The following is an 18,675-nucleotide window of genomic DNA, read 5'->3' as shown; positions in this document are numbered from 1 at the left end:
AGTAAACAATGAGCAAAAAACACCACTATAAACTGAACCTGATTTGGACGGGAAACTTAGGTTCAGGGACTTCCAGTTACAACGCTTACAGTAGAGACCACGAAATAAATGCGAAAGGAAAACCAGTATTGCTTTCGTCTTCAGATCCTTCATTTAGAGGGAATAAATCTCGCTACAATCCCGAGGAACTATTGGTAGCCTCGTTATCATCTTGTCACATGCTTTGGTACCTACATCTTTGCTCTGTAAATGGTGTCGTAGTCATTGATTATGTTGAAGAGGCTACCGGAACCATGCAAGAAACAGCGGAAGGCAGCGGAGCTTTTACAGAGGTATCACTAAACCCAGTTGTAACTGTAGCCAATGAAGATATGATTGAGCTGGCTCAGTCATTGCATTCGAAAGCTAATGAGTTGTGCTTTATCGCAAATTCTTGTAATTTCCCGGTGTATCATAACCCCCAATGTAAGGTTCTGAAATAAAGCTATTATCAAAAGATGCAATAGTTTAGAAACGAGAATAACTTTCCGCTACCATCGGATTGTTTTTAAGAACGAGACCCTTAAAAATGGTTTTATTCAATCGTATCTGACCTAAGGAGTAGATATTTGGTGCTTTTAATTAAATTCTGATTCGCGTTTTCTATAAATGACGGGTGATTTAGAGATACATCCTCATACCTATTTCGTACTGTTGTCGGTTCAAATATCCACTCACCTTCCCTCGTTGATACTTCCATCCACCAAAAACACCCAGGTTGTAATCTTTAACAATACGTTTTGATATAAATTCAACGCTAAAATCAGCACCATAGTTGGATGTATTCAAATAGTTATAGTCCCAAAAGATAACGTCCCGGATGAAGTTATTCAAAGCATTTTCTGAATAGGTCAGTTTACCGGAGACAGGAATCTGAATATTGGGGTTAAAGTTGATCACCCATTTTTCCTCATAATTCCGCCTTACAGTCAATCCCAAGGGCAAACTGGTTTTAATGATATGATTGCTTACATCTATCCCGGAGGCATGATCCTGACGATTTAAAAAATAATGTTCCAACCCTAGCGCGATTTGATAGTTCAGCTTGCTCGATTTCTTGGTTTCTTTCATATAAGTCAAACGATTGGTCCAAGCCTGCACTTCATAGTTACTTTTGCTCAGGTTAGTTGATAAATCTGACAGTAGATCTGATCCCTCTACCCTTTCACTATAAAAGCTAAGATAATCATTACTTCGTCTCCCTACGATATTAAGGCTGGCCTCGAATTTAATGGCTGCCTCATTGTAGATACCCCGTGTGTTATAATTCTTGGAAGTGGCCCTTAAAGGATAAATCTCGAAGCGATAAAATAGCCACCACCAGTTACTATTAATGGAAAAGCTATTGAAAGCGAAACTATAGTCCAAATAAAAATCCGAAAATAACCATATAGCGATACTTTTGAGGGATCGTGGGGATCATAAATTACAGTGGTCGTTTCCCCTATCTTCCAGGCCGGAGGATCATTTCCTTCTGCCAATTCAAATGTAATTAATTGGTTGTCTTTTGTCCGAAAGGTGAATACCGGTGCAAATACTTCGCCTTCGGATTCATAGCTGTGAAGATCGGTTACTGTTGCTGTAGCTTTAGCGCCATTTTTTAAAAATGCCATTGTATTGCGGAAGCTAAATATTGCAAGTAAAAGGAAAACTAATCCTAAGCCAAGGATTAAATAATACTGCCACATAGATCTGTTTTTAAGTTGTCCCACCTTAATATTTTATTATATCTGTCTGATAAATAAACAGTAACGAATATAAACAATTTTCAAAAATCTTCTTTTACTACAGCGATACAGGTTTCTGCGGTACAAAAAAAAGCTTCCCCTATTCGGCTGGGGAAGTTGGATAAAAGAGTTGATCAAATCGCAACTGTTAACATAAATGAAAGATGTAAACTTTCAAAATCGATCTGCTTGATCCTTTCTTCTTTCGCATTAATCAACAATCTACAGGAAAAGCGGATTTTCGGGATCGTTTTTGAAATCCTTAATTTTTAAATCTCTATCGTTTCCCTGTGCCGAAACGGTAAATGTTCGATCCGGATTAAGCCGGATAAAAAAATCAATCAGACCGACTCTTTCTCCATTTTGCATCTTTGGCAGGACGAGACCTTTGGTAGCAGGATATCGCTCTTTAGGCAATCTGGAATTAAATTCAGCGTATGTCTTAAAGAAGTTTTTGTAGAGCGGTGATTCTTTGTGCCCATAGAGAATTTCGTGCTGGGCTAAGGTGCCATCCCGTGTCGTGGCAAACTGTATAATCAATATGGAGTCAGTGACAGCTTCATTTTTGCTCAAATAATTTTTGTTGAGCAGGTCGATGAAATGCTGCTTTCTCTGAGGATTGAGGAATGCGCCCGGGCCGGAAGCAGAACTGTAGGCTCTATCAACAACTTTAGAGCCTCTGCGAGTCAGCAATATTCTGAACTCTTTACCTTGTCCGGGATGCTCAACTTTAGAAATAAAGTCCTTCTGAGAAACAAAATCGTATAGAAGATTATATTTGTTCCTTAGCCAAAATTGATCGCCCTCAAAATTCAGGTAATATATTGTTAGCTTCTTTTTATTTCCCGTGTAGGCTAGTTCGGCCTCCAATGGTTCGTCGACATAAAGAAGTGATGGAATATTATTAAAAAACACCATATTTAAGGAATCAATATTTTTATAAGTATTGAAAATTGCCTGTAACTTCTTTTCATCCGAAGAATCTTTAAAAGCGGATTGGGCACAACCGTTTTCTATAAAAAAACCAAAAACTAGTAATAACAAAAACAAAATTGTTATATTTTTTTTCATGACTTCAATTCTTAAAGTTTCATCCCATCAACTTCTGTCTCATAGCTGACCGATGGCAGTCTGATTTGTATCTCTCAGGCATCGCAATATGTGTTACTCCATTTGATCCACCCAAAGAGGCCATAGTCATGGCCAAAAGTGAGTTGCCCTCCGAAGATCCTGTATTTCATAACATTATTAATATATCTGCAGAGGAGCGTTCGGATCTTCTTTATAATCCTTCATGCGAAGCTTTCTTTCTCTACCACTCCCACTGACACTAAATGTCCTGTCCGGATTTAAGCGCACAAAAATCTCTATGATGCTGGTTAAAGGAGTTCCTCCTGAGAGATATGGCAAAAACAATCCTTTAGTATTTAAATTAGCTTTGTTTTCTTGATTATAGTCCTGATAATTAGCGCATATATAGCGATATAATTTATCGTCTTCATTTCCATGCAATAGCATCTTTTTGCCAAGACTGCCATCTCTGTTTACAATAGCCTGAAGAATCAGAATAGAATCACCTGCGGGAACAATTGTTTCTTTATAATTAGCATTTAACCTTTTCACAAATCTCAGTAAAGATGAGTGTCGGAAACCACAAAAAACCGGTCCTGTATCCGAAAGCGGTTTGATCGAAGTGGACGATGGTTCTACGACTAAAACAAAATTTCTTTCCCTCTCATGTACTTTAATATTGTCGGCCAATCTATTGCTTCGCACAAATTCGTCTATCATCGGAAATTTCCTTTTCAAAAAAAACAGATCGCCAGAATATTTGAGGGAATAATAAGTCTCATATTTTGACCCTTTTAATATATTGTCCTCATTTTTCCCAAGTATATAAATTGATTCCGCGGTATCATTCCGAAAGTTAATTTGCAAACCATTAACATCAGGATAGTTCTCAAATAGCTTTGCAATGTTTTTTGTTATCTGTTTGTTCCTAAAATGAACCTTATTTTGTGCTAAAGCTGAACTATTACAACTAATTAAGAGGCAACAATTTAACGTTAGATAATAAATGAATTTAATGCTATAATATCTCATAACTTATAATATTGTCTAAACGAGTTATATTTAAACCGATTATTCACAAATGCTCGAAAAAGGCAGAATAAGACGTAGAATCCCTCCACTTCGTCAGAAACGAGATACACGCACGGTTGAGACTATTCAACAACTCCCGCTTGGCCTCCTCATCTCTAAAATCTGGATCGAGGCGTAAAAATGCCTTGGTCTTCGGCTTCCACTTTATCTGTTTGTTGTGTCCTTTCAACCTTTCTTTTTAGATGTGAAGATCTGGGTTTTATCAGATTTTTTCCTTCTTTTTACAATTGGCCTGACATTATGCCTAGATAGTATATCGTACTTCGTTTTTATTTAACGCTGTAACAAAATCCCTGAAATCTTCGTTAAAAATATTTGCCATGAAAAGTTCTTGATTAGCCTATCGAAGAAACTTTAAATTTACTTCTATCCACTTTAGGGAGACTATCAATTGGAAAATTATACGCAACGCTATTTAAATAAAATGCTATTTCGAGCCGCAGTTGCCAACTTAAATCCGCATAATATTTCGCATGTTTTGCTGCATCTTCTGCACTATGGGCTTTGAATGCCGACCTATCTAGACGAAATGCTTTCATACTCCAAAAATAAGCAAATCAAACATCTAATCCGATTTTTTTATAGGAGGACATCGAGCCAGACTTTAAAAGCGTAATGTTCAACTTTGAGTTTGCTTTATTTAAGAATATTATTACATCATCTAAAACCACCTTTCAGTCGCGTCTTATTGATAACTTCCTTTGGATGCTACTGGTCAAGAGCAAACGTTCCGTCTAAAAATTACGCATCATACCGTCTTTCAACAGGGTCAGCCTGATCTTGGAAGAGACAAAAAGCGCAGCGATGAAAACCAGTACAATTGGAATGGAGCTCAAAAAAATTTCATTGCTGAGGATGGCTAAAAGATTATCCTTATAAGTTGCTATTGTGATGCAATAATAGAGCGGAATGCTTAGACACGCGATAAGTATCAGAAAAGTGGCCATGATAATAATCGAGCTATATCTTCTATCAGATTCCGTTTTTGCCATTTCAAATTTATTTATCTCTGACATAACGGCGGTAGTCAATTGAGGACCGGGGATAATAGATTCCTCCATCAAATGTTTCAACCGGGAATGGGCGGATTTGATCTCCTCCAGTTTATCGGCCAAAGTTCTATTAACAGCGCATTCCTGTAACAAATCGCTTTTTTGTTGTTCGGAAAGATTGCCATCGACAAACTTCCAAAGCATATTTTCGTTGTACTCGTTTTCAGACATCGCGTGCAAATTTATATTAAGAGTTTTTTTAATCGTGTTCTAGCTCTGTGTAGCCGGGTTTTGACGGCGCTATTCCTGAGATTTAAAATCGTGCATATATCGTCAATAGACTGCTCATTTAGATAATATAAGGTTATGATCAGGTTGTCGGCTTCATCGAGGTCGGATAGCGCTTTTTTAAAGGCCATATTTAACTGTCCTTTATCTAGCCACTCGACTTCGGTCTCTTCTTCGTAAATCTCATTAGAATAGTGTTTCTCAAAATCTTCAACTAAAAATAATTTCGGCACTTTCCTATTGGCAGAAATTGCTGTGGTATATGCCACCCGATATAACCAGGTACTAAACTTTGACTTAAATTGAAATTTATGTAGGTTTTTATAAACCTTGAGAAAGACATCTTGTGTAATCTCTTCTGCAAATTCCCTGTTGCCAGTAATCTTGATCACGATCTGAAAAACAAACGAACTATACCGGTCTATTAAAATCGAAAAAGACATAATATTTCCATTAAAAACTTCTTCAATAAGTTTTTCGTCACTCGTTTTATTTGTATCAGATACCATTTGTGTTAATACATGATTCTATCAAACATCACTTCTTTGATTTTTATCTTAGGAATAACGGCTTTCTTTAAATACGCCGGTATCTCGCTTCTATTTATTTGCCCACCGGCCAATTGCTGGTGCAGTGGATCACATGTAAAGTAAAAGAAATGGCATATTCTATTTCAAGCTCTTAAAATAATAGTAGGTAATTAAAAGAGCGATCCCGCAGAAAAATGCTACGCATAAAATGTATAACAATGCGCTGGGTATAATTTCAGCATTTATATACTGTCTTAAAATCAAACCAACTGTAACGCCAATGCATGTTCCCAATAATATTAACCCGCCTGAAAAATATCCTGATAAATTAGGTTCTTGTTTTAAATATTGATTTCTGCGGATAAGAAACATGTTTTCCCGATGTTTCAGATACCTGACTCCGAAAATTGAAATGAGTACACTTATCGCTACTGCGATCCAAACTATTTGTTGAAAGTTCATAATTTAATTTTTTTATCTTACTTTTCTTGTTAGACGCAGGAAATAAATATCGGTTACCGCATTTTTTAAAAGATTATAATTAAGTTGAAGTACCAGCACCATTTGCCTCATTGGAGGAATGGATTAAATTAAACGCACTATAATACGACAGGCTACTTGCTATTTATAAGGTAAGCTGCCAAAAAATTCTGAATACAGACACAATAAAAATCACACGGGAAATTCCGCTATAGCAACATGTATTTTAAATGTTTTTATGTATTTTTTCATTATATTGGAACATCATTTTCTTACAAAAGAAAATGTCGATCAATGATATGAAAAAGAAAAGTATTTATCACTGCAATTATGATGCTATTATTACGCACAAGCAAGTAGTAATCGATCTGAACTAACATATTATGAAAGCCGTCGGAAATACCGTTGAAGAAATCCTGGCAAATGTGCCAAAAGACCATTCAGAAGCCTTTAATAAACTGCACAATACCATCATGCAAAACCTGCCCGAAGGTTTTATTGCTGCAATCAGTTATGGCGGTCTGGGATATGTTGTCCCGCACAGCCTTTATCCCGCAGGCTACCATTGCAAACCGGCTGAGCCACTTCCCTTTGCTGGTATCGCTTCGCAGAAAAACTCCATCAACCTTTACCATATGGGCATCTATTCCGATCCTGCATTATTGGAATGGTTTGTTTCGGAATATCCTAAACACAGCAGCAAGAAGCTGGATATGGGTAAAAGCTGTATCCGGTTTAAAAAGCCGGAAGATATCCCGTTCGACCTCATTGGCGAACTGATGAAAAAAATGAGCGCATTAGAGTGGATTTCACTGTATGAGAGTAAACTAAAAAAATAATAATAATTTTTCTCTATTTCTATCGATTCGGAGAGCAAAGAGAAGGCCGACAAGCTCTTTCAACGGGCTTTCAGCCAATGGTCAAATAACGATGGCTGTGCCAGACACTTTTTGGAACTCCTATTTCGGCATGTTTGCAGATAACTTTAACATCAACTGGAACGGCAGTCTTGAAACACAACAACACGGTTTATGAGCATTGAAGCATTATTTAAGGATAGGACCATTAAAGCCAAGGGAAAGGTAAAAACCCTTGGCGAGTGGCTATTTGATATCTCTTGCCTAATGCCGAAAACAATAGTACTGTGGTACGCTGGGCAGCTGCTTATGCTTTATCAGAAATTGTAAAATTAAAAACAGAAAACAACAAGAAACTATTGCCCAAAATTGAAATGCTTCGCGATCAAGAAAATGACAACGGTGTTAAGAAAAAATATCTGGATGCCTTGAAAAAAATAAACAGGTGAAAATGCCTAATAGCAATACAGAAAATCTATCCCTTTCAAAAGATAAAATCAATAGAAAAGTGTTCTGTATTGACAGGAATCGTCATTGCATTGATTTTACTGAAAGACAGCATCCATATACTTTGACGGCATAATTGAGACCGTACCAGATGGTTCTAGTTTGATGTAGAATTTAATTATACTTACTCCCGTCATACCAGAAAAAAAGGTAGCCGGATGCCATGTATTTTTGCGCTCTCCGAATATTTGTAAAGCTATATCGGAAAAAACAGACCGCTGGCCCACGATCAATTTTAGATCTTCCAGCGGTTTATTCCCGCCTTTTTCTATCCGTCCCTGCAATACAAGGACAGAGTCAGCTAAATGCGATACATTGCTTTCCCGGAGCTTATCGGCAATTTGCTTACCGAGATCCTCGTACCTCCCAAGAAATCGTGCAGCCGTCCCGTTCCCTGCCACATCGGATCGCTCACCGGTACTATAATCAATTAAATAAACAATAGAATCCTTATATATAGTTTGCCCAACGGTCCAATGCGTCCGAAAATCAAATTTCTGTTTTCCTAGCAATCCATATAATGAAACTTTTGGCGCGGTAAAATGAATTTCCCCATATTTATTTTTTATATCTAAAGAATCCCCTTTAAAAGTCATATCATAAAACGAGATATCTTTAGGACTATCACGGACCCAGATAATCGGGGGATTGCTACACGCCGAAGGGGTTGATATTTGGGTCACCTCCGGATGCTGTTTAAAGATGTGATTATTAACTGTATCCACTATGGCAAAACGCATCGACATTAGCTTTGTATTGGTACCGGGCTTATACGTAATTTCTTGTGCGTTGACAGAAATAGAATATAGAAAAAGAAGATAAACCAAATATTTCATCTTATAATCTTTAATTGTCATATTTCCCTTTGATTTTCTTCCGATGCTTCAGCCCAAAGTCCAGCAAAGCATGGATGACAGGTTGCACTTCCTCTGCATATTGGGTAGGCGCATAAGACACTGTAATCGGTTTTGTGCTGTTGACTGTCCGCGTGATCAGCAGGTTTTCTTCCAGTTCCTGCAACTCTTTCGACAACACTTTTGGAGAAATCCCCTGAGATGCTTCCTGCAAATCCTTGAACCTCATTGTACCATAATGCCGAAGATTATGCAGAATGCAAAATTTCCATTTGCCACTCAACAGTTCTATAGCATCTTTGAGGGCCAGTATCGTTTCTTTGTCAACGTTATTTTTAATATTATCCATAAAAAATAGTCACTTTCCTAAAGGTAATGAATAGCAAATACAAATTCAATATCCAATAGTTTTGTGGTCAGAAATTTAAAATAGTCATTATGAAAGTAACGGTAATCGCCAATGTCTCGGCAAACGGAAGGATCCTGATGTCCGACAATCCACATCATCAATTGCCCCCCGAAGCAATGGAATTTTATATACAGTTTGTCAGACAGGTTGGCAATGTCGTGATAGGATTAAAAACCTTTGAAAATTTTCTAAAATTTCCGTCAGAGGTCAAAGCACTTTTTAATGGGATAGAAATCATCATACTGTGTAATAGCCCCTACACGGCAGAAGGCTACAAGACTGTGGGCAGCCCCGAAGAGGCTATTCAATATATGTCCTCGAAAGGTGTACAACAAATCGCCGTCGGAGGTGGAGCAGGTACCTTCAACGCTTTTATCGACAAGGATCTGGTTACAGATATTTATTTCAACATCAATCCGTTAATCACGGGAGCCGGAGCAACTTTTGGAAACAACAGCGAGCTGAATTCTAAATTTACTCCAAAAAACCAGACACTTAAAAATGGCTTTATTCAATTGTATCTGACTAAGGAGTAGATATATGCTATTTAAAATGATGTTTTTAATAAGGCAAACTGTGAATAATTTTTGAGTACAGGCTCATTAAAAATCGTGCGGAAAATTCGGTGTTCGACAAAATGCATAGCGAACGTATTTTGTCGAACACCGGATTATTTCTTCTGGATGGCTGTACTGACTTCCATAGGTAAATCAGACTCTAAAATAGAGGCACCATCCTCGAATACAGCCCGATATTTCTCGTAACGTTGCTCTTTTTCTTGCAGTTTATCGTAACTGGGCGCGCTCGATATCATGCACATCACACCTTTGGCGTTAAAAAAACGATACATTTCTAGATTTCCGGGTACGATTTCCGAACCGATATAAACAATCATGCGGTCATAGGGCAATCCGGAGGCTACCCATTTATCTAAAGCAGCGCGGTCTTTAATATGCATGGACAAATACTGATCTTTATTTTGATCAAGGTAGTATTTTGCCTGGTCGACATTATGCACCGTCACCCAGACCCAGGCATAAGCATTATTTTGTCTTATGATTTCGGCAGTCTTAGCTAGAGGCAAGTCTTTCTTATCGAGATTCAGAATCGTCTTACCTTTGGCCCATTCGATCACTTCCTGAAGGGTGTTGATTCCATATGGAGTTACCTTACCTGTCTTGTCCCGCAACCTCAGTTTCTGAAGTTCGGCCCAAGTATAGTCAGCGACCTTGCCAACCCCATTGGTGGTCCGTTCCAGAGTTGCATCATGCAATAAGACAGCCACACTGTCTTTGGTGTAACGCGGATCTATTTCGAATATAGCAGGCGTTTTTTTCAAAACTGCTGCAAAGGCTGCGATCGAATTTTCGGGCAGCCCATTTTCGATCGTACCTCGATGGCCGCTTATTATCTTTTTACCGGGCGAATAGCGAAAATAAGCCCGCATGGCTTTACTCGTTTTAAAGTCAAGCCTATGAAGCTCCTGCGCCTGCAAGCTCCCTACTGCCAGCGCACCAACCAACAAACCCATAAATAACCCTATTTTTTTCATTTGCTATTAATTTTTAACTGTACAACAATTCGGATCGATCTAAATCTCAGGCATTCAATTTTAATAAACTGAAACCAGCTGCTTTGTCTAAAGTAAAAAGAGTCAGAGCGGAATTCTCCTGCACAATACGGCGGTAGTTTGCCAGCGGCATCCCGAGTTGATTAGCCAGAAACAGCCGGTTGATCCCATTATGACCAACGATCAAAACAGTTTTACCGTCGTAGCGTTCGAGCGCGTCCTCATAAAAACTGTTGACCCGCTCGATTACCTGACGCCCGGTTTCCCCTATTGTTCCCGCGGCATAATCCTCCGGTGATCGCAGCCAATTGTCCCAGGCCTTAGGATCCGAGGCAATGAATTCGGACGCACGCTTCCCTTCCCATCGTCCAAAATCCACTTCTATCAATCTCTTGTCAACCTGCAATGCATGTACCGCTCCTGATGCGATCTCAGCCGTTTGACGAGCGCGCATCAGTGGTGAGCAGAATACGGCATCAAAAGTATATTCTTTCAAAAGCTGCTGCATCCGCTTGGCCTGATCGACCCCTCTAGCATTCAGCGCGATATCCGTACGCCCACAATATTGATTTCCATTTGCGTTATAGGCCGTTTCGCCGTGCCTTAATAGTATAACCGTTAGCATCTTAAATATAGCCTAATTGTTTGAGTTTAGTTTTAAACTGTTGATATTGCCCTTCATAGGAAGCCGCTAAATCCATGTCGGGAAATACCTGCATTTCTTTATGGGTCATTTTTGAAGCTGCCTCTTCCAAAGAACCGTAATAGCTGTATGATGCGGCCATAATGGCCGCTCCCAGAGCGCCTGTGGCTTCTTTACATTTGAAAATCGGCACCTGCAATACGGCACTTCTGATCCTCAGCCATACTTTACTATTACTGCCTCCCCCAGCTGTAAATACGGCAGTGACCTGCTCGCCGGAAAGTTCCTCAATGATCTCGTATGCTAGCCGTTCAATGAAAGCTACACCCTCTAAATTGGCGGCAAATAAGCGTTCGCGTGACACACACCCAGGTTCAAAACCACGCGCCTGCGGTGCCATAATGGGGTACCGCTCCCCCTTGTGTTTGAGCGGCCAGGCCAACAGCCCGGTAGGCATCAATGTGGCTACCTCTTCGTTCAGTTTCTCAAAGTCGGTCGGAAAATCCAGACTAATCCAGTCCGCCCCCGTATTGCTCGCCCCACCCGGCATCCAGAAACCCTCAGGATGGCGATGGCTATATAATCTACCCAGGGGATCGACAACTTGTGACCTGGTCACCCCTTTGATGACTAAAGTGGTTCCGATCGTCGTATTCCACTCTCCGGGATTGACTGCCCCGGAAGCCATCTGAGTTGCACAGCCATCGGTCATGCCCACCACCACATCGATACGGGGCAGCTGCCAGGCCCTGGCCAGATCCTCGTTCAGTGTACCGATAACTGTACCCGAGGGAACAACCTGCTGTAACCATTCGGGCTTCATACCCAATACATCAAAAATATAGGCCGGCCATTCCAGAGCATTCAGGTCGTATCCGCTCTTGAGGACATTGGTGTAGTCGGTAATATGGTATTGTCCCGACAGCCTTCCCACAATATAGTCCGAAGCATGTATCCATAACGCGATATCTTTTACCTTCTCGGGATAATGCTCTACATACCAAAGCATTTTGCTTATTCCGCTCGAGGAATTGAATCCTGTATAGCCGTGCTGCACAAAGTCTTTTGCTGCCTGCATACAACGCTCACCTTGCTTTACCGAGCGGCCATCGCTATACATGATCGCGTCGTGAAGCGGAAGGTTATTCCGATCGAGAGGGATAACCGTTCCCGAGGTCGAAGTGACAGAAATCGCCCGAATGGCCTTTCTATCGACGTCTTGAGGGAGCCTTGCCAAAATATGGGTTATAATAGCCTCACAGTCCCGCCACCAGATAGCCGGAGACTGCTCCTCTCTAAAATTCCCCCGGAGATCGAATTTAACCGATTCTGAACCTACTATGTTTCCGAGCTGATCGACCAAAACGGCGCGTGCACCCTGTGTGCCCACATCCAGTCCAAAGAAATAGCTATTCATCTATGCGGTCACCTGCTTAAATGTCCGACGTGCATTCTTCCACTCCTGATACAGCTGCTCAAACTGTTGGTGGTCCTGGGGCTCAATTTCCTCCAGCAGCACAGGCTCAAAATTAGCCAGGCCAAGTGCTTCATTACAGACAAGAACTCCTCCCAAAACTGATGCCTGCCGGAACGTATTTCTGATCTTGATACTTTTACCAAATAAATTAGCGATAAATTGACGCAATTTGCGGCTTTCCATACCGCCACCACAAGCCCAGATATAACTTTCATGATGCGGCGACACATCGCTCAGAAACTTATAATTTTCGTAGATGCTACAAGCGATGTCCCAAAGAATAGCAAAAACAAAACTACCTCTGGTCAATTGATGGGAGACAGGGGCATTAAAGATAAATCCCCCTTTGGTAAGCGGCTGGTCTTCGTCGGCAATAAGCGAGCCCAGTGAAGCAACGCATTGCGAATAAGTGGCGCTTTCCAGTTCTTTTTCGATGACATCATAACCTTCGTTTGGATAGAAAATTTCTTTTAACCGCTGATAATTGAGCCCCGTCACTCCCGCATTGGCTTCCAGGATAAAACTGTCGGCGTCGATGTGGCGGCTGGTCCAGGTGCGCTGGTCTGCATCCAGCACATAATCCTCAACAATCTTGATAATAGGTGTTGTGGTACCAGAAACGATCACAACGTCGTTGGATGTCGGTGCTATACTTTTGATGGCCAATTGGGTATCGCCACCACCAACAATCACTTTGGCTCCTGCATGGATATTCATGCTCTGGGCTAGATCCGGTAAAATATCTCCCAAAATAGAGCCCGCAGCTTTTAATGGTGGAACAAGACTTGCTGGTAAATCAAACTGTGCAAATAACGTGTGGCTCCAGTCTCTTTTGGCGACATCATATAATAACGTCTCAGAGGCCTGCGAATGCTCATAGGCGCAGACACCGGAAAACTTATACTGGATCCAATCGCTGATACTCATAAAGCAAGCAATGTCCTTGAAGATATCGGGATACACCTTGCGGAGCCCCAGCAGTTTGAATGCAGAAAAGAGCGAAGTCGGGTATCTTCCGGTCATTTGGTACACCCGGTCTTTATCCGTTAATTCAGCTTCCCATGCCCTGCCCCGATGGTCGATATTCGGCATGCCCAAAACAGAATGGCCGTCTGCGTCAATAATAACAATACCTTCGCGCTGGCTGGTCGCTGTGATGGCTTCGATCTGCACGGGCCCCGCTTCTTCTATGGCCAGGGCAGACAGCCGGAGAATTTCATTCCAGAGTGTATCGGGATCGAAATAAATCGATTCTTCGTAGCGATCGTCAGATTCGTACTGCACATTTTCCCGCTTTATGCTCAGCAGCTCACCCGCTGGCGATGCGACGGCAACACGCGCATTTCCTGTCCCGATATCTATAATCAAATATGCTTTTGTAATCACCATTATACATTTAAATTTTCTATTACCGCTTTATTCACCAATTGACGGATATGCTTATTTCCATTGACAAAATACTCCCTCAAATTGTTGTTCATAATAAACGCATGATGGTCCTCTACTTCATGGGTAGCACCGGCAATATGCGGTGTGGCGATCACATTCCTGTGCTGAATCATTTTATAGTCAATCTCATCCGGAGGTTCATGATAAAAAACATCCAGCACTGCACCCCGGATCTGTCCCGACTCCAATAGGCCAAGCAAGTCTTCACGATTGACCACCGTAGCCCGGGCAGTATTGACAAAAATAGCCTCTTTTTTTAATAAAGAAAGATATTTCGCATCAATCATCCCGACCGTCTCGGGAGTGACCGGCAGGTGTATGCCGACGATATCACAGGCGGTAAAGAGTTCGGCCAATTCCACCTTTTTATAATCGGTATTCTCGTCTGTATAATAAGGATCGAAATAGTAAATCTCACAGGGAAAACTGCTCAACATACGCGCGATATGCTGACCTACCGCACCAAAACCCACCATCCCCACTTTCTTTCCGGCAAGTTCATTTCCTTTGAACTGCAGATAGGAAGTATGTGCTCCCACTCCCCAGTTTTTATTTTCCAGCCAGTCCATAGCGGGAAGTGTATTGCGCATTAATGTGATCACATTGGCTATAAACATTTCTGCTACAGCCTGCGCATTACGTGCCGGCGTATGAAACACCGGAATCCCCAAGCTGGTAGCCACAGGCAAATCAATATTGGACGGTGTGCCCCGACAAATACCCACAAACTTTAACAAGGGGTTGGCGTGCAGCACCTCGGCAGTAATTTCGTCATGTTCAGAAATCAAGGCTTCGGCCCCGGTTTCCCGCAGGAGTTCAATGAGCTCCGTTGGATTAAAAGCTCTGCCATGTGGCTTCCAGGGCCGATAAATGACTTCGCCAACCAAACTCTCCAATTCTCCAAATGCCCTCTCATTCTCATAGGGAGCCGTCAATAGTACTTTCATAGTTTTCGTTCTTCTATTTTATGATATATTTTAGTCCGTGTCAATTACATTTTGTTCGGGCAATTTTAATAAGGCTGTCAAGAGTGCACTCAACAAATAGAGGATGGCTAACAGCCAAACTACACCTTCGCTGCCCAGCGTACCGATGCAGAGCCCCACCAAAACTGGCCCCACGAATACAGGCAGGCCAGCCCCGAGATTGAGAATGGCCATTGCTGATCCCTTCTCCTCTTTCACCAGCGATGGCACCAGTGCGGACAGGGGCACATAGCCGGCGAGCAAAGCTCCCCATAATACGCCCGCCGCCAAGACAGCCCAATAGTTCCCCCCGAACCAAGCCGGGGAATAATAGAACAGCAGCGTGGCCACGGCACAGCCGACTCCGCCAAACCACATAATGGTATTACGCCAGCCAAGCTGGTCGCCCACAAATCCAAATAGGAGGTTAAAGACTATGTTGCTGGTAAAAATCGTACCCCAAATCTGCAACCAAGCTTTGGTCTCAAAACCATATTCGGCCATATACAGGGGCAGAAAAACCGGAAAAGCAAATTGCGCCGTCGTATTGATGACCCTTACGATTCCGCCCACCAGAACCTTAGGCTCGCGCTTAACAATGGTAAGCCCCTTCAGCATATCCCTGAATTTCGATCGGCCTGCATGTGGTACCGAGAATCGATCACGGTTCAGGATCAAGGCAAAAAAGGCCCCGATTAAAACCCAGAGCAAGGAAGACCATAAGGTATTCTGATAGCCCATATAGTCCAGAGCCCAGCTTGAATAGTAAGCCCCCAGCACATTCAATCCCCCCGTAAACACAAACCAAAACCAGCCTACTGCCCGCCCCAGCATGGATTGCGTAGTGCGATAAGTAATCCATACCATAAATGAATACGCAAACAAAGGGTAACCGAAACCACGAACCGCATAAAATACCAGCATATAAGTAAAATCAAGCTTTTGCATTCCAAGCCCCACAAAACCGATTGTTCCGATCATATAAAGAAGTAAGCCCATCACCATGGATCTGCGTGGCCCGTATGTTTCGGCAAGGACACCCGAAAACCAGGATGAGATGGCTATGGTCACCCCATAAACTGTAAACAAACTAGCCGACTGCTCTATATTCATGCCATGCGCTATCAGATAGGGACTCAACCAGCCCTGTTCAACACCGTCGCCCATCATAAAAAGGAGGATACCCAGATACCCCCATTTTAAATTTGAAGGAATTCCCCATTTCCCAAGTATGTGTACCATAATTTAGTTTTTTAGAATTGGTTACTTTACAGCACTAAAATAACAAAATAAAACAAAATAAAATAAAAAATAACATAAATAAAACGTATCAAAACAAAAAAAAGCAATATTAAACATATTGCTTTTGGGAAAGAACGGGGAATACCAATTTATAATTCAAGTTCAGCGCGCAAAAAATAATGATCACTGGGGTAGACACCCTTATAATTATCTTTGACGATGGCAGATGTTCTGGGGACAACCGCGCCCTTCGTAAAAATAAAATCTATTTTTTTGGCACGGTCTTTCTTTTCATACTGCTCGCCTTTAAATCCATGCGTCGTGCCACCGAAATCTTTCGCCCCGTGAATTTCCGTAAACGTGTCTTTCCAGCCTGCCGACACAACTTTCTGGTACACCTGGCTTTCGGGTCCAACATTAAAATCGCCGGTCATGATCTGCACAAATCCATCGGCATACTGCGCAGACTCCTCAAGTACAAGCGCTATCTGTTTCAGTTTTGCTTCGGCATTGACATGATCCAGATGCAGGTTGACCAGACGTAGCTCCTTTTTACTATAACGGTCATACAAGCGTACCCAACAGGCATTACGGGCACGCGCCGACCCCCAGGAAATACTCCCTCCGATTAAAGGTGTTTCGGACAGCCAATAGGCTCCGCCCGCCAGGAGTTCAAACCGCTTTTTGGAAAAGAAAACCGGATTTTTTGCGATGCCATGATAACCCGTTTTGATGGAATCCATTTCCGGGCCATCAAATCCGAAGGCATGATAATCGGGCATCGCCGCTTTCATATCGGCAAACTGATTATAAAGCACTTCCTGAAAACCGATGATAGCTGGCCGCTGACGCCGGATCACTTCCAGACAGGCGGACCGACGCTGTTGCCAGCCCAATCCTTTTGCCGCGTCCTCTTCAAGGTCCACCCGGATATTACAGGTCAGCACACAGAGCGTATCCTTGCTGACCAGGGCATGGGCAACGTTGTCTTCCAAGGGAAGCAGCGACACCATCGCCGCCGCCCCAAGCTTCTGCAAAAAACCTCTGCGCCCTACAAGATCATGTTGAGTACCTCTTTTCATATCAGACGGTCATTTCATTTTCTCCAAGATATGCCCCTTCGGCTATAAGTTCCTGACGGAGCTCCTCCACATTGATTTCAGCAGGAGAAACACCGCGACGCACCGCAATTTTGGCAGCACGTCCAGCGGCTTCGCCCATCGCCATACAGGGTGCCATGACCCGTATCGCAGACATGGCCTCATGCGTGGTCGAAATCGAACGTCCGGCGACCAACAGGTTTTTCACCCGTGTAGGCAACAAAGAACGGTATGGGATGTCATAACTGTCTCCACACCAGGTAAGGGTACAGCCTCCCCCTTCCGGATGATGAATATCGAGTGGATAGCTCGCCACCGCAATCGCATCGTCAAAACGGGTACAGGACAGAATATCGTCGGCAGTAAGCACGTACTGGCCAACTATGCGCCTTGTCTCCCGAATCCCCAAAAAAGGAGCCATTTTAGTAAATTTAGCCTGCTCAAATCCGGGCACATACGCGACCAGATAACGCTGAATCTCCTCAATCTGCTTGCGGCCTTCGATTTCACCAAAGGTCAGACTCGCCGGATCTGTTCCATCCACACCATTTATCCGCGACATATTCACCCAGACTTCGCCTTCGCGAAGCCCCGTGATCAATATCGTACGCTCTACCGGCAAATGATAGCCGGCCGCTCTGGCTTTCTCCATCACACTACGCAGCCCGACGACGATAAACTGATTATTCTGCCCGAAATATTCGGCCGGAATAAAATCCGTCAGATAGGTCCGGGGCTCCTCAGCAATGGACATACGCAGTTTTTCGGTATCGACACCGCCCATGCAGAACATCAATGTCGGAGGCTGTGCCCCACCTGTTTCATTGCCCTGCTCGCAAGCCACTCCAGCCCTGAAAGCCACGTCGGCATCGCCCGTACAATCGATGACTGTTTTTGCCAGAATTGCCTCCCGGCCAGATTTGCTCTCTATCAGCACCCCTTTTAAAACATCGTCCTCCATCACCACCCCAGCCGAAAAAACATACAGCAACACCTCTACCCCAGCCTCTTCCAAAACCTTGAGCCCGATATTTTTAACCGCTTCAGGTTCGACCAAGGTCAGACTCATGTGCAAGGGACAAGGACGATGCTCGGATGCGGCATCCACAGCTTTTAACCTGTCGATAAAACGCTGTGGCAGTCCTTTAATGATCTGATTGCCCTTTTGCCCCAGAAAACCCAGAATGGGCAAACCAATCGTCATATTGCCACCGACAAAACTCCTGCTGTCGATTAAAGCCACTTTCAGGCCATCTGAGGCTGCCGCCTGGGCCGCAATAAGACCAGCAGGCCCCGCCCCCACAACCAGCACATCCACCTCCATTCTTACCGGAACCTCTCTTGCGGGCTCCATAATCTTTTTGATACTGTCCATTTCTGTAT

21 protein-coding genes are annotated in these 18,675 nt (G+C 42.7%); 4 read left to right on the top strand and 17 right to left on the bottom strand.

All coding sequences use genetic code 11. From position 1 onward, the window contains the following. The first annotated feature begins 8 nt into the window (after nt 1–8). On the top strand, nt 9–482 hold the full coding sequence (locus FGL37_RS18025) for an OsmC family protein (RefSeq protein ID WP_028071228.1): 474 nt from the start codon (nt 9–11) through the stop codon (nt 480–482). A 178-nt stretch (nt 483–660) separates the two neighbouring features. Here the strand turns inward: FGL37_RS18025 and FGL37_RS26145 are convergent, their stop codons facing one another. The 7 genes from FGL37_RS26145 to FGL37_RS17990 all read right to left on the bottom strand — a co-directional run bounded on the left by FGL37_RS26145 (nt 661) and on the right by FGL37_RS17990 (nt 5,652). After that, nucleotides 661–1,407: a DUF6850 family outer membrane beta-barrel protein gene (locus tag FGL37_RS26145; protein WP_160169526.1), complete on the bottom strand. Its 747-nt coding sequence runs from the start codon at nt 1,405–1,407 to the stop codon at nt 661–663. Further along, entirely contained in the window at nt 1,323–1,727 is a 405-nt protein-coding gene (locus tag FGL37_RS18015; RefSeq protein WP_197734482.1) for a DUF3592 domain-containing protein, read from the bottom strand. Before FGL37_RS18015 ends, FGL37_RS26145 begins: the two co-directional genes overlap by 85 nt. Nucleotides 1,728–1,988: 261 nt before the next feature. Beyond that, nucleotides 1,989–2,837, bottom strand: a complete 849-nt coding sequence (locus tag FGL37_RS18010) for a hypothetical protein (protein ID WP_028071231.1) — start codon at nt 2,835–2,837, stop codon at nt 1,989–1,991. 177 nt (nt 2,838–3,014) lie between these two features. Then, a complete protein-coding gene (locus FGL37_RS18005) occupies nt 3,015–3,869 on the bottom strand; it encodes a hypothetical protein (RefSeq protein ID WP_028071232.1) in 855 nt (284 codons plus the stop codon). A gap of 395 nt (nt 3,870–4,264) precedes the next feature. After that, nucleotides 4,265–4,468, bottom strand: a complete 204-nt coding sequence (locus FGL37_RS18000; protein ID WP_028071233.1) for a hypothetical protein — start codon at nt 4,466–4,468, stop codon at nt 4,265–4,267. 195 nt (nt 4,469–4,663) lie between these two features. Next, nucleotides 4,664–5,152, bottom strand: coding sequence for an anti-sigma factor (locus FGL37_RS17995; protein ID WP_028071234.1), 489 nt, complete (start codon nt 5,150–5,152; stop codon nt 4,664–4,666). Between the two features lie 11 nt (nt 5,153–5,163). After that, complete coding sequence (locus tag FGL37_RS17990; protein ID WP_160169527.1) at nt 5,164–5,652, bottom strand: RNA polymerase sigma factor; 489 nt, start codon at nt 5,650–5,652, stop codon at nt 5,164–5,166. A gap of 950 nt (nt 5,653–6,602) precedes the next feature. Between FGL37_RS17990 and FGL37_RS17985 the strand changes: the two genes are divergently transcribed. After that, nucleotides 6,603–7,058, top strand: coding sequence for a DUF1801 domain-containing protein (locus tag FGL37_RS17985; protein ID WP_028071236.1), 456 nt, complete (start codon nt 6,603–6,605; stop codon nt 7,056–7,058). Nucleotides 7,059–7,250: 192 nt separating this feature from the next. Then, on the top strand, nt 7,251–7,406 hold the full coding sequence (locus FGL37_RS25815; protein ID WP_232048732.1) for a hypothetical protein: 156 nt from the start codon (nt 7,251–7,253) through the stop codon (nt 7,404–7,406). 215 nt (nt 7,407–7,621) lie between these two features. Here FGL37_RS25815 and FGL37_RS17970 read toward each other — a convergent pair whose 3' ends face one another. Together FGL37_RS17970 and FGL37_RS17965 are read right to left on the bottom strand one after the other, a co-directional pair. After that, complete coding sequence (locus FGL37_RS17970; RefSeq protein ID WP_138096918.1) at nt 7,622–8,419, bottom strand: hypothetical protein; 798 nt, start codon at nt 8,417–8,419, stop codon at nt 7,622–7,624. Between the two features lie 10 nt (nt 8,420–8,429). After that, nucleotides 8,430–8,786 (bottom strand): winged helix-turn-helix transcriptional regulator, encoded by a 357-nt coding sequence (locus tag FGL37_RS17965; protein ID WP_028071239.1) that lies wholly within the window; start codon nt 8,784–8,786, stop codon nt 8,430–8,432. 89 nt (nt 8,787–8,875) lie between these two features. Between FGL37_RS17965 and FGL37_RS17960 the strand changes: the two genes are divergently transcribed. Further along, on the top strand, nt 8,876–9,382 hold the full coding sequence (locus tag FGL37_RS17960) for a dihydrofolate reductase family protein (RefSeq protein ID WP_028071240.1): 507 nt from the start codon (nt 8,876–8,878) through the stop codon (nt 9,380–9,382). Nucleotides 9,383–9,516: 134 nt separating this feature from the next. Here FGL37_RS17960 and FGL37_RS17955 read toward each other — a convergent pair whose 3' ends face one another. From FGL37_RS17955 to FGL37_RS17920, 8 genes are all read right to left on the bottom strand, one after another. Further along, nucleotides 9,517–10,398 carry a glycerophosphodiester phosphodiesterase family protein gene (locus FGL37_RS17955; RefSeq protein WP_028071241.1) on the bottom strand — a complete coding sequence of 294 codons (882 nt, stop codon included), beginning with the start codon at nt 10,396–10,398 and terminating at the stop codon, nt 9,517–9,519. Between the two features lie 46 nt (nt 10,399–10,444). Beyond that, nucleotides 10,445–11,041 (bottom strand): histidine phosphatase family protein, encoded by a 597-nt coding sequence (locus tag FGL37_RS17950; protein ID WP_028071242.1) that lies wholly within the window; start codon nt 11,039–11,041, stop codon nt 10,445–10,447. A 1-nt stretch (nt 11,042) separates the two neighbouring features. After that, complete coding sequence (locus FGL37_RS17945; RefSeq protein ID WP_028071243.1) at nt 11,043–12,476, bottom strand: FGGY-family carbohydrate kinase; 1,434 nt, start codon at nt 12,474–12,476, stop codon at nt 11,043–11,045. After that, entirely contained in the window at nt 12,477–13,925 is a 1,449-nt protein-coding gene (locus tag FGL37_RS17940; RefSeq protein WP_028071244.1) for an FGGY-family carbohydrate kinase, read from the bottom strand. It abuts the gene before it with no gap. Beyond that, nucleotides 13,925–14,932 (bottom strand): NAD(P)-dependent oxidoreductase, encoded by a 1,008-nt coding sequence (locus FGL37_RS17935; protein WP_028071245.1) that lies wholly within the window; start codon nt 14,930–14,932, stop codon nt 13,925–13,927. The genes FGL37_RS17940 and FGL37_RS17935 overlap by 1 nt, the downstream gene beginning before the upstream one ends. Nucleotides 14,933–14,962: 30 nt before the next feature. Further along, nucleotides 14,963–16,192 carry an MFS transporter gene (locus FGL37_RS17930; RefSeq protein WP_037534021.1) on the bottom strand — a complete coding sequence of 410 codons (1,230 nt, stop codon included), beginning with the start codon at nt 16,190–16,192 and terminating at the stop codon, nt 14,963–14,965. Between the two features lie 149 nt (nt 16,193–16,341). Then, on the bottom strand, nt 16,342–17,274 hold the full coding sequence (locus FGL37_RS17925; RefSeq protein WP_028071247.1) for an endonuclease/exonuclease/phosphatase family protein: 933 nt from the start codon (nt 17,272–17,274) through the stop codon (nt 16,342–16,344). Between the two features lies 1 nt (nt 17,275). Then, nucleotides 17,276–18,667 (bottom strand): FAD-dependent oxidoreductase, encoded by a 1,392-nt coding sequence (locus FGL37_RS17920; protein WP_028071248.1) that lies wholly within the window; start codon nt 18,665–18,667, stop codon nt 17,276–17,278. Between the last annotated feature and the right edge of the window lie 8 nt (nt 18,668–18,675).

It is taken from the genome of Sphingobacterium thalpophilum, from assembly GCF_901482695.1.
Classification (GTDB): domain Bacteria; phylum Bacteroidota; class Bacteroidia; order Sphingobacteriales; family Sphingobacteriaceae; genus Sphingobacterium; species Sphingobacterium thalpophilum.
This window is presented reverse-complemented; position numbering and strand designations above follow the sequence as displayed.

What these genes read in the sequence shown, in the direction of transcription:
- FGL37_RS18025 (WP_028071228.1), top strand. Translation starts at nt 9, where the DNA reads ATGAGCAAAAAACACCACTATAAACTGAACCTGATTTGGACGGGAAAC.
- FGL37_RS18015 (WP_197734482.1), bottom strand. Translation starts at nt 1,727, where the DNA reads ATGTGGCAGTATTATTTAATCCTTGGCTTAGGATTAGTTTTCCTTTTA.
- FGL37_RS18010 (WP_028071231.1), bottom strand. Translation starts at nt 2,837, where the DNA reads ATGAAAAAAAATATAACAATTTTGTTTTTGTTATTACTAGTTTTTGGT.
- FGL37_RS18005 (WP_028071232.1), bottom strand. Translation starts at nt 3,869, where the DNA reads ATGAGATATTATAGCATTAAATTCATTTATTATCTAACGTTAAATTGT.
- FGL37_RS18000 (WP_028071233.1), bottom strand. Translation starts at nt 4,468, where the DNA reads ATGAAAGCATTTCGTCTAGATAGGTCGGCATTCAAAGCCCATAGTGCA.
- FGL37_RS17995 (WP_028071234.1), bottom strand. Translation starts at nt 5,152, where the DNA reads ATGTCTGAAAACGAGTACAACGAAAATATGCTTTGGAAGTTTGTCGAT.
- FGL37_RS17990 (WP_160169527.1), bottom strand. Translation starts at nt 5,652, where the DNA reads ATGTCTTTTTCGATTTTAATAGACCGGTATAGTTCGTTTGTTTTTCAG.
- FGL37_RS17985 (WP_028071236.1), top strand. Translation starts at nt 6,603, where the DNA reads ATGAAAGCCGTCGGAAATACCGTTGAAGAAATCCTGGCAAATGTGCCA.
- FGL37_RS25815 (WP_232048732.1), top strand. Translation starts at nt 7,251, where the DNA reads ATGAGCATTGAAGCATTATTTAAGGATAGGACCATTAAAGCCAAGGGA.
- FGL37_RS17970 (WP_138096918.1), bottom strand. Translation starts at nt 8,419, where the DNA reads ATGAAATATTTGGTTTATCTTCTTTTTCTATATTCTATTTCTGTCAAC.
- FGL37_RS17965 (WP_028071239.1), bottom strand. Translation starts at nt 8,786, where the DNA reads ATGGATAATATTAAAAATAACGTTGACAAAGAAACGATACTGGCCCTC.
- FGL37_RS17960 (WP_028071240.1), top strand. Translation starts at nt 8,876, where the DNA reads ATGAAAGTAACGGTAATCGCCAATGTCTCGGCAAACGGAAGGATCCTG.
- FGL37_RS17955 (WP_028071241.1), bottom strand. Translation starts at nt 10,398, where the DNA reads ATGAAAAAAATAGGGTTATTTATGGGTTTGTTGGTTGGTGCGCTGGCA.
- FGL37_RS17950 (WP_028071242.1), bottom strand. Translation starts at nt 11,041, where the DNA reads ATGCTAACGGTTATACTATTAAGGCACGGCGAAACGGCCTATAACGCA.
- FGL37_RS17945 (WP_028071243.1), bottom strand. Translation starts at nt 12,476, where the DNA reads ATGAATAGCTATTTCTTTGGACTGGATGTGGGCACACAGGGTGCACGC.
- FGL37_RS17940 (WP_028071244.1), bottom strand. Translation starts at nt 13,925, where the DNA reads ATGGTGATTACAAAAGCATATTTGATTATAGATATCGGGACAGGAAAT.
- FGL37_RS17935 (WP_028071245.1), bottom strand. Translation starts at nt 14,932, where the DNA reads ATGAAAGTACTATTGACGGCTCCCTATGAGAATGAGAGGGCATTTGGA.
- FGL37_RS17930 (WP_037534021.1), bottom strand. Translation starts at nt 16,192, where the DNA reads ATGGTACACATACTTGGGAAATGGGGAATTCCTTCAAATTTAAAATGG.
- FGL37_RS17925 (WP_028071247.1), bottom strand. Translation starts at nt 17,274, where the DNA reads ATGAAAAGAGGTACTCAACATGATCTTGTAGGGCGCAGAGGTTTTTTG.
- FGL37_RS17920 (WP_028071248.1), bottom strand. Translation starts at nt 18,667, where the DNA reads ATGGACAGTATCAAAAAGATTATGGAGCCCGCAAGAGAGGTTCCGGTA.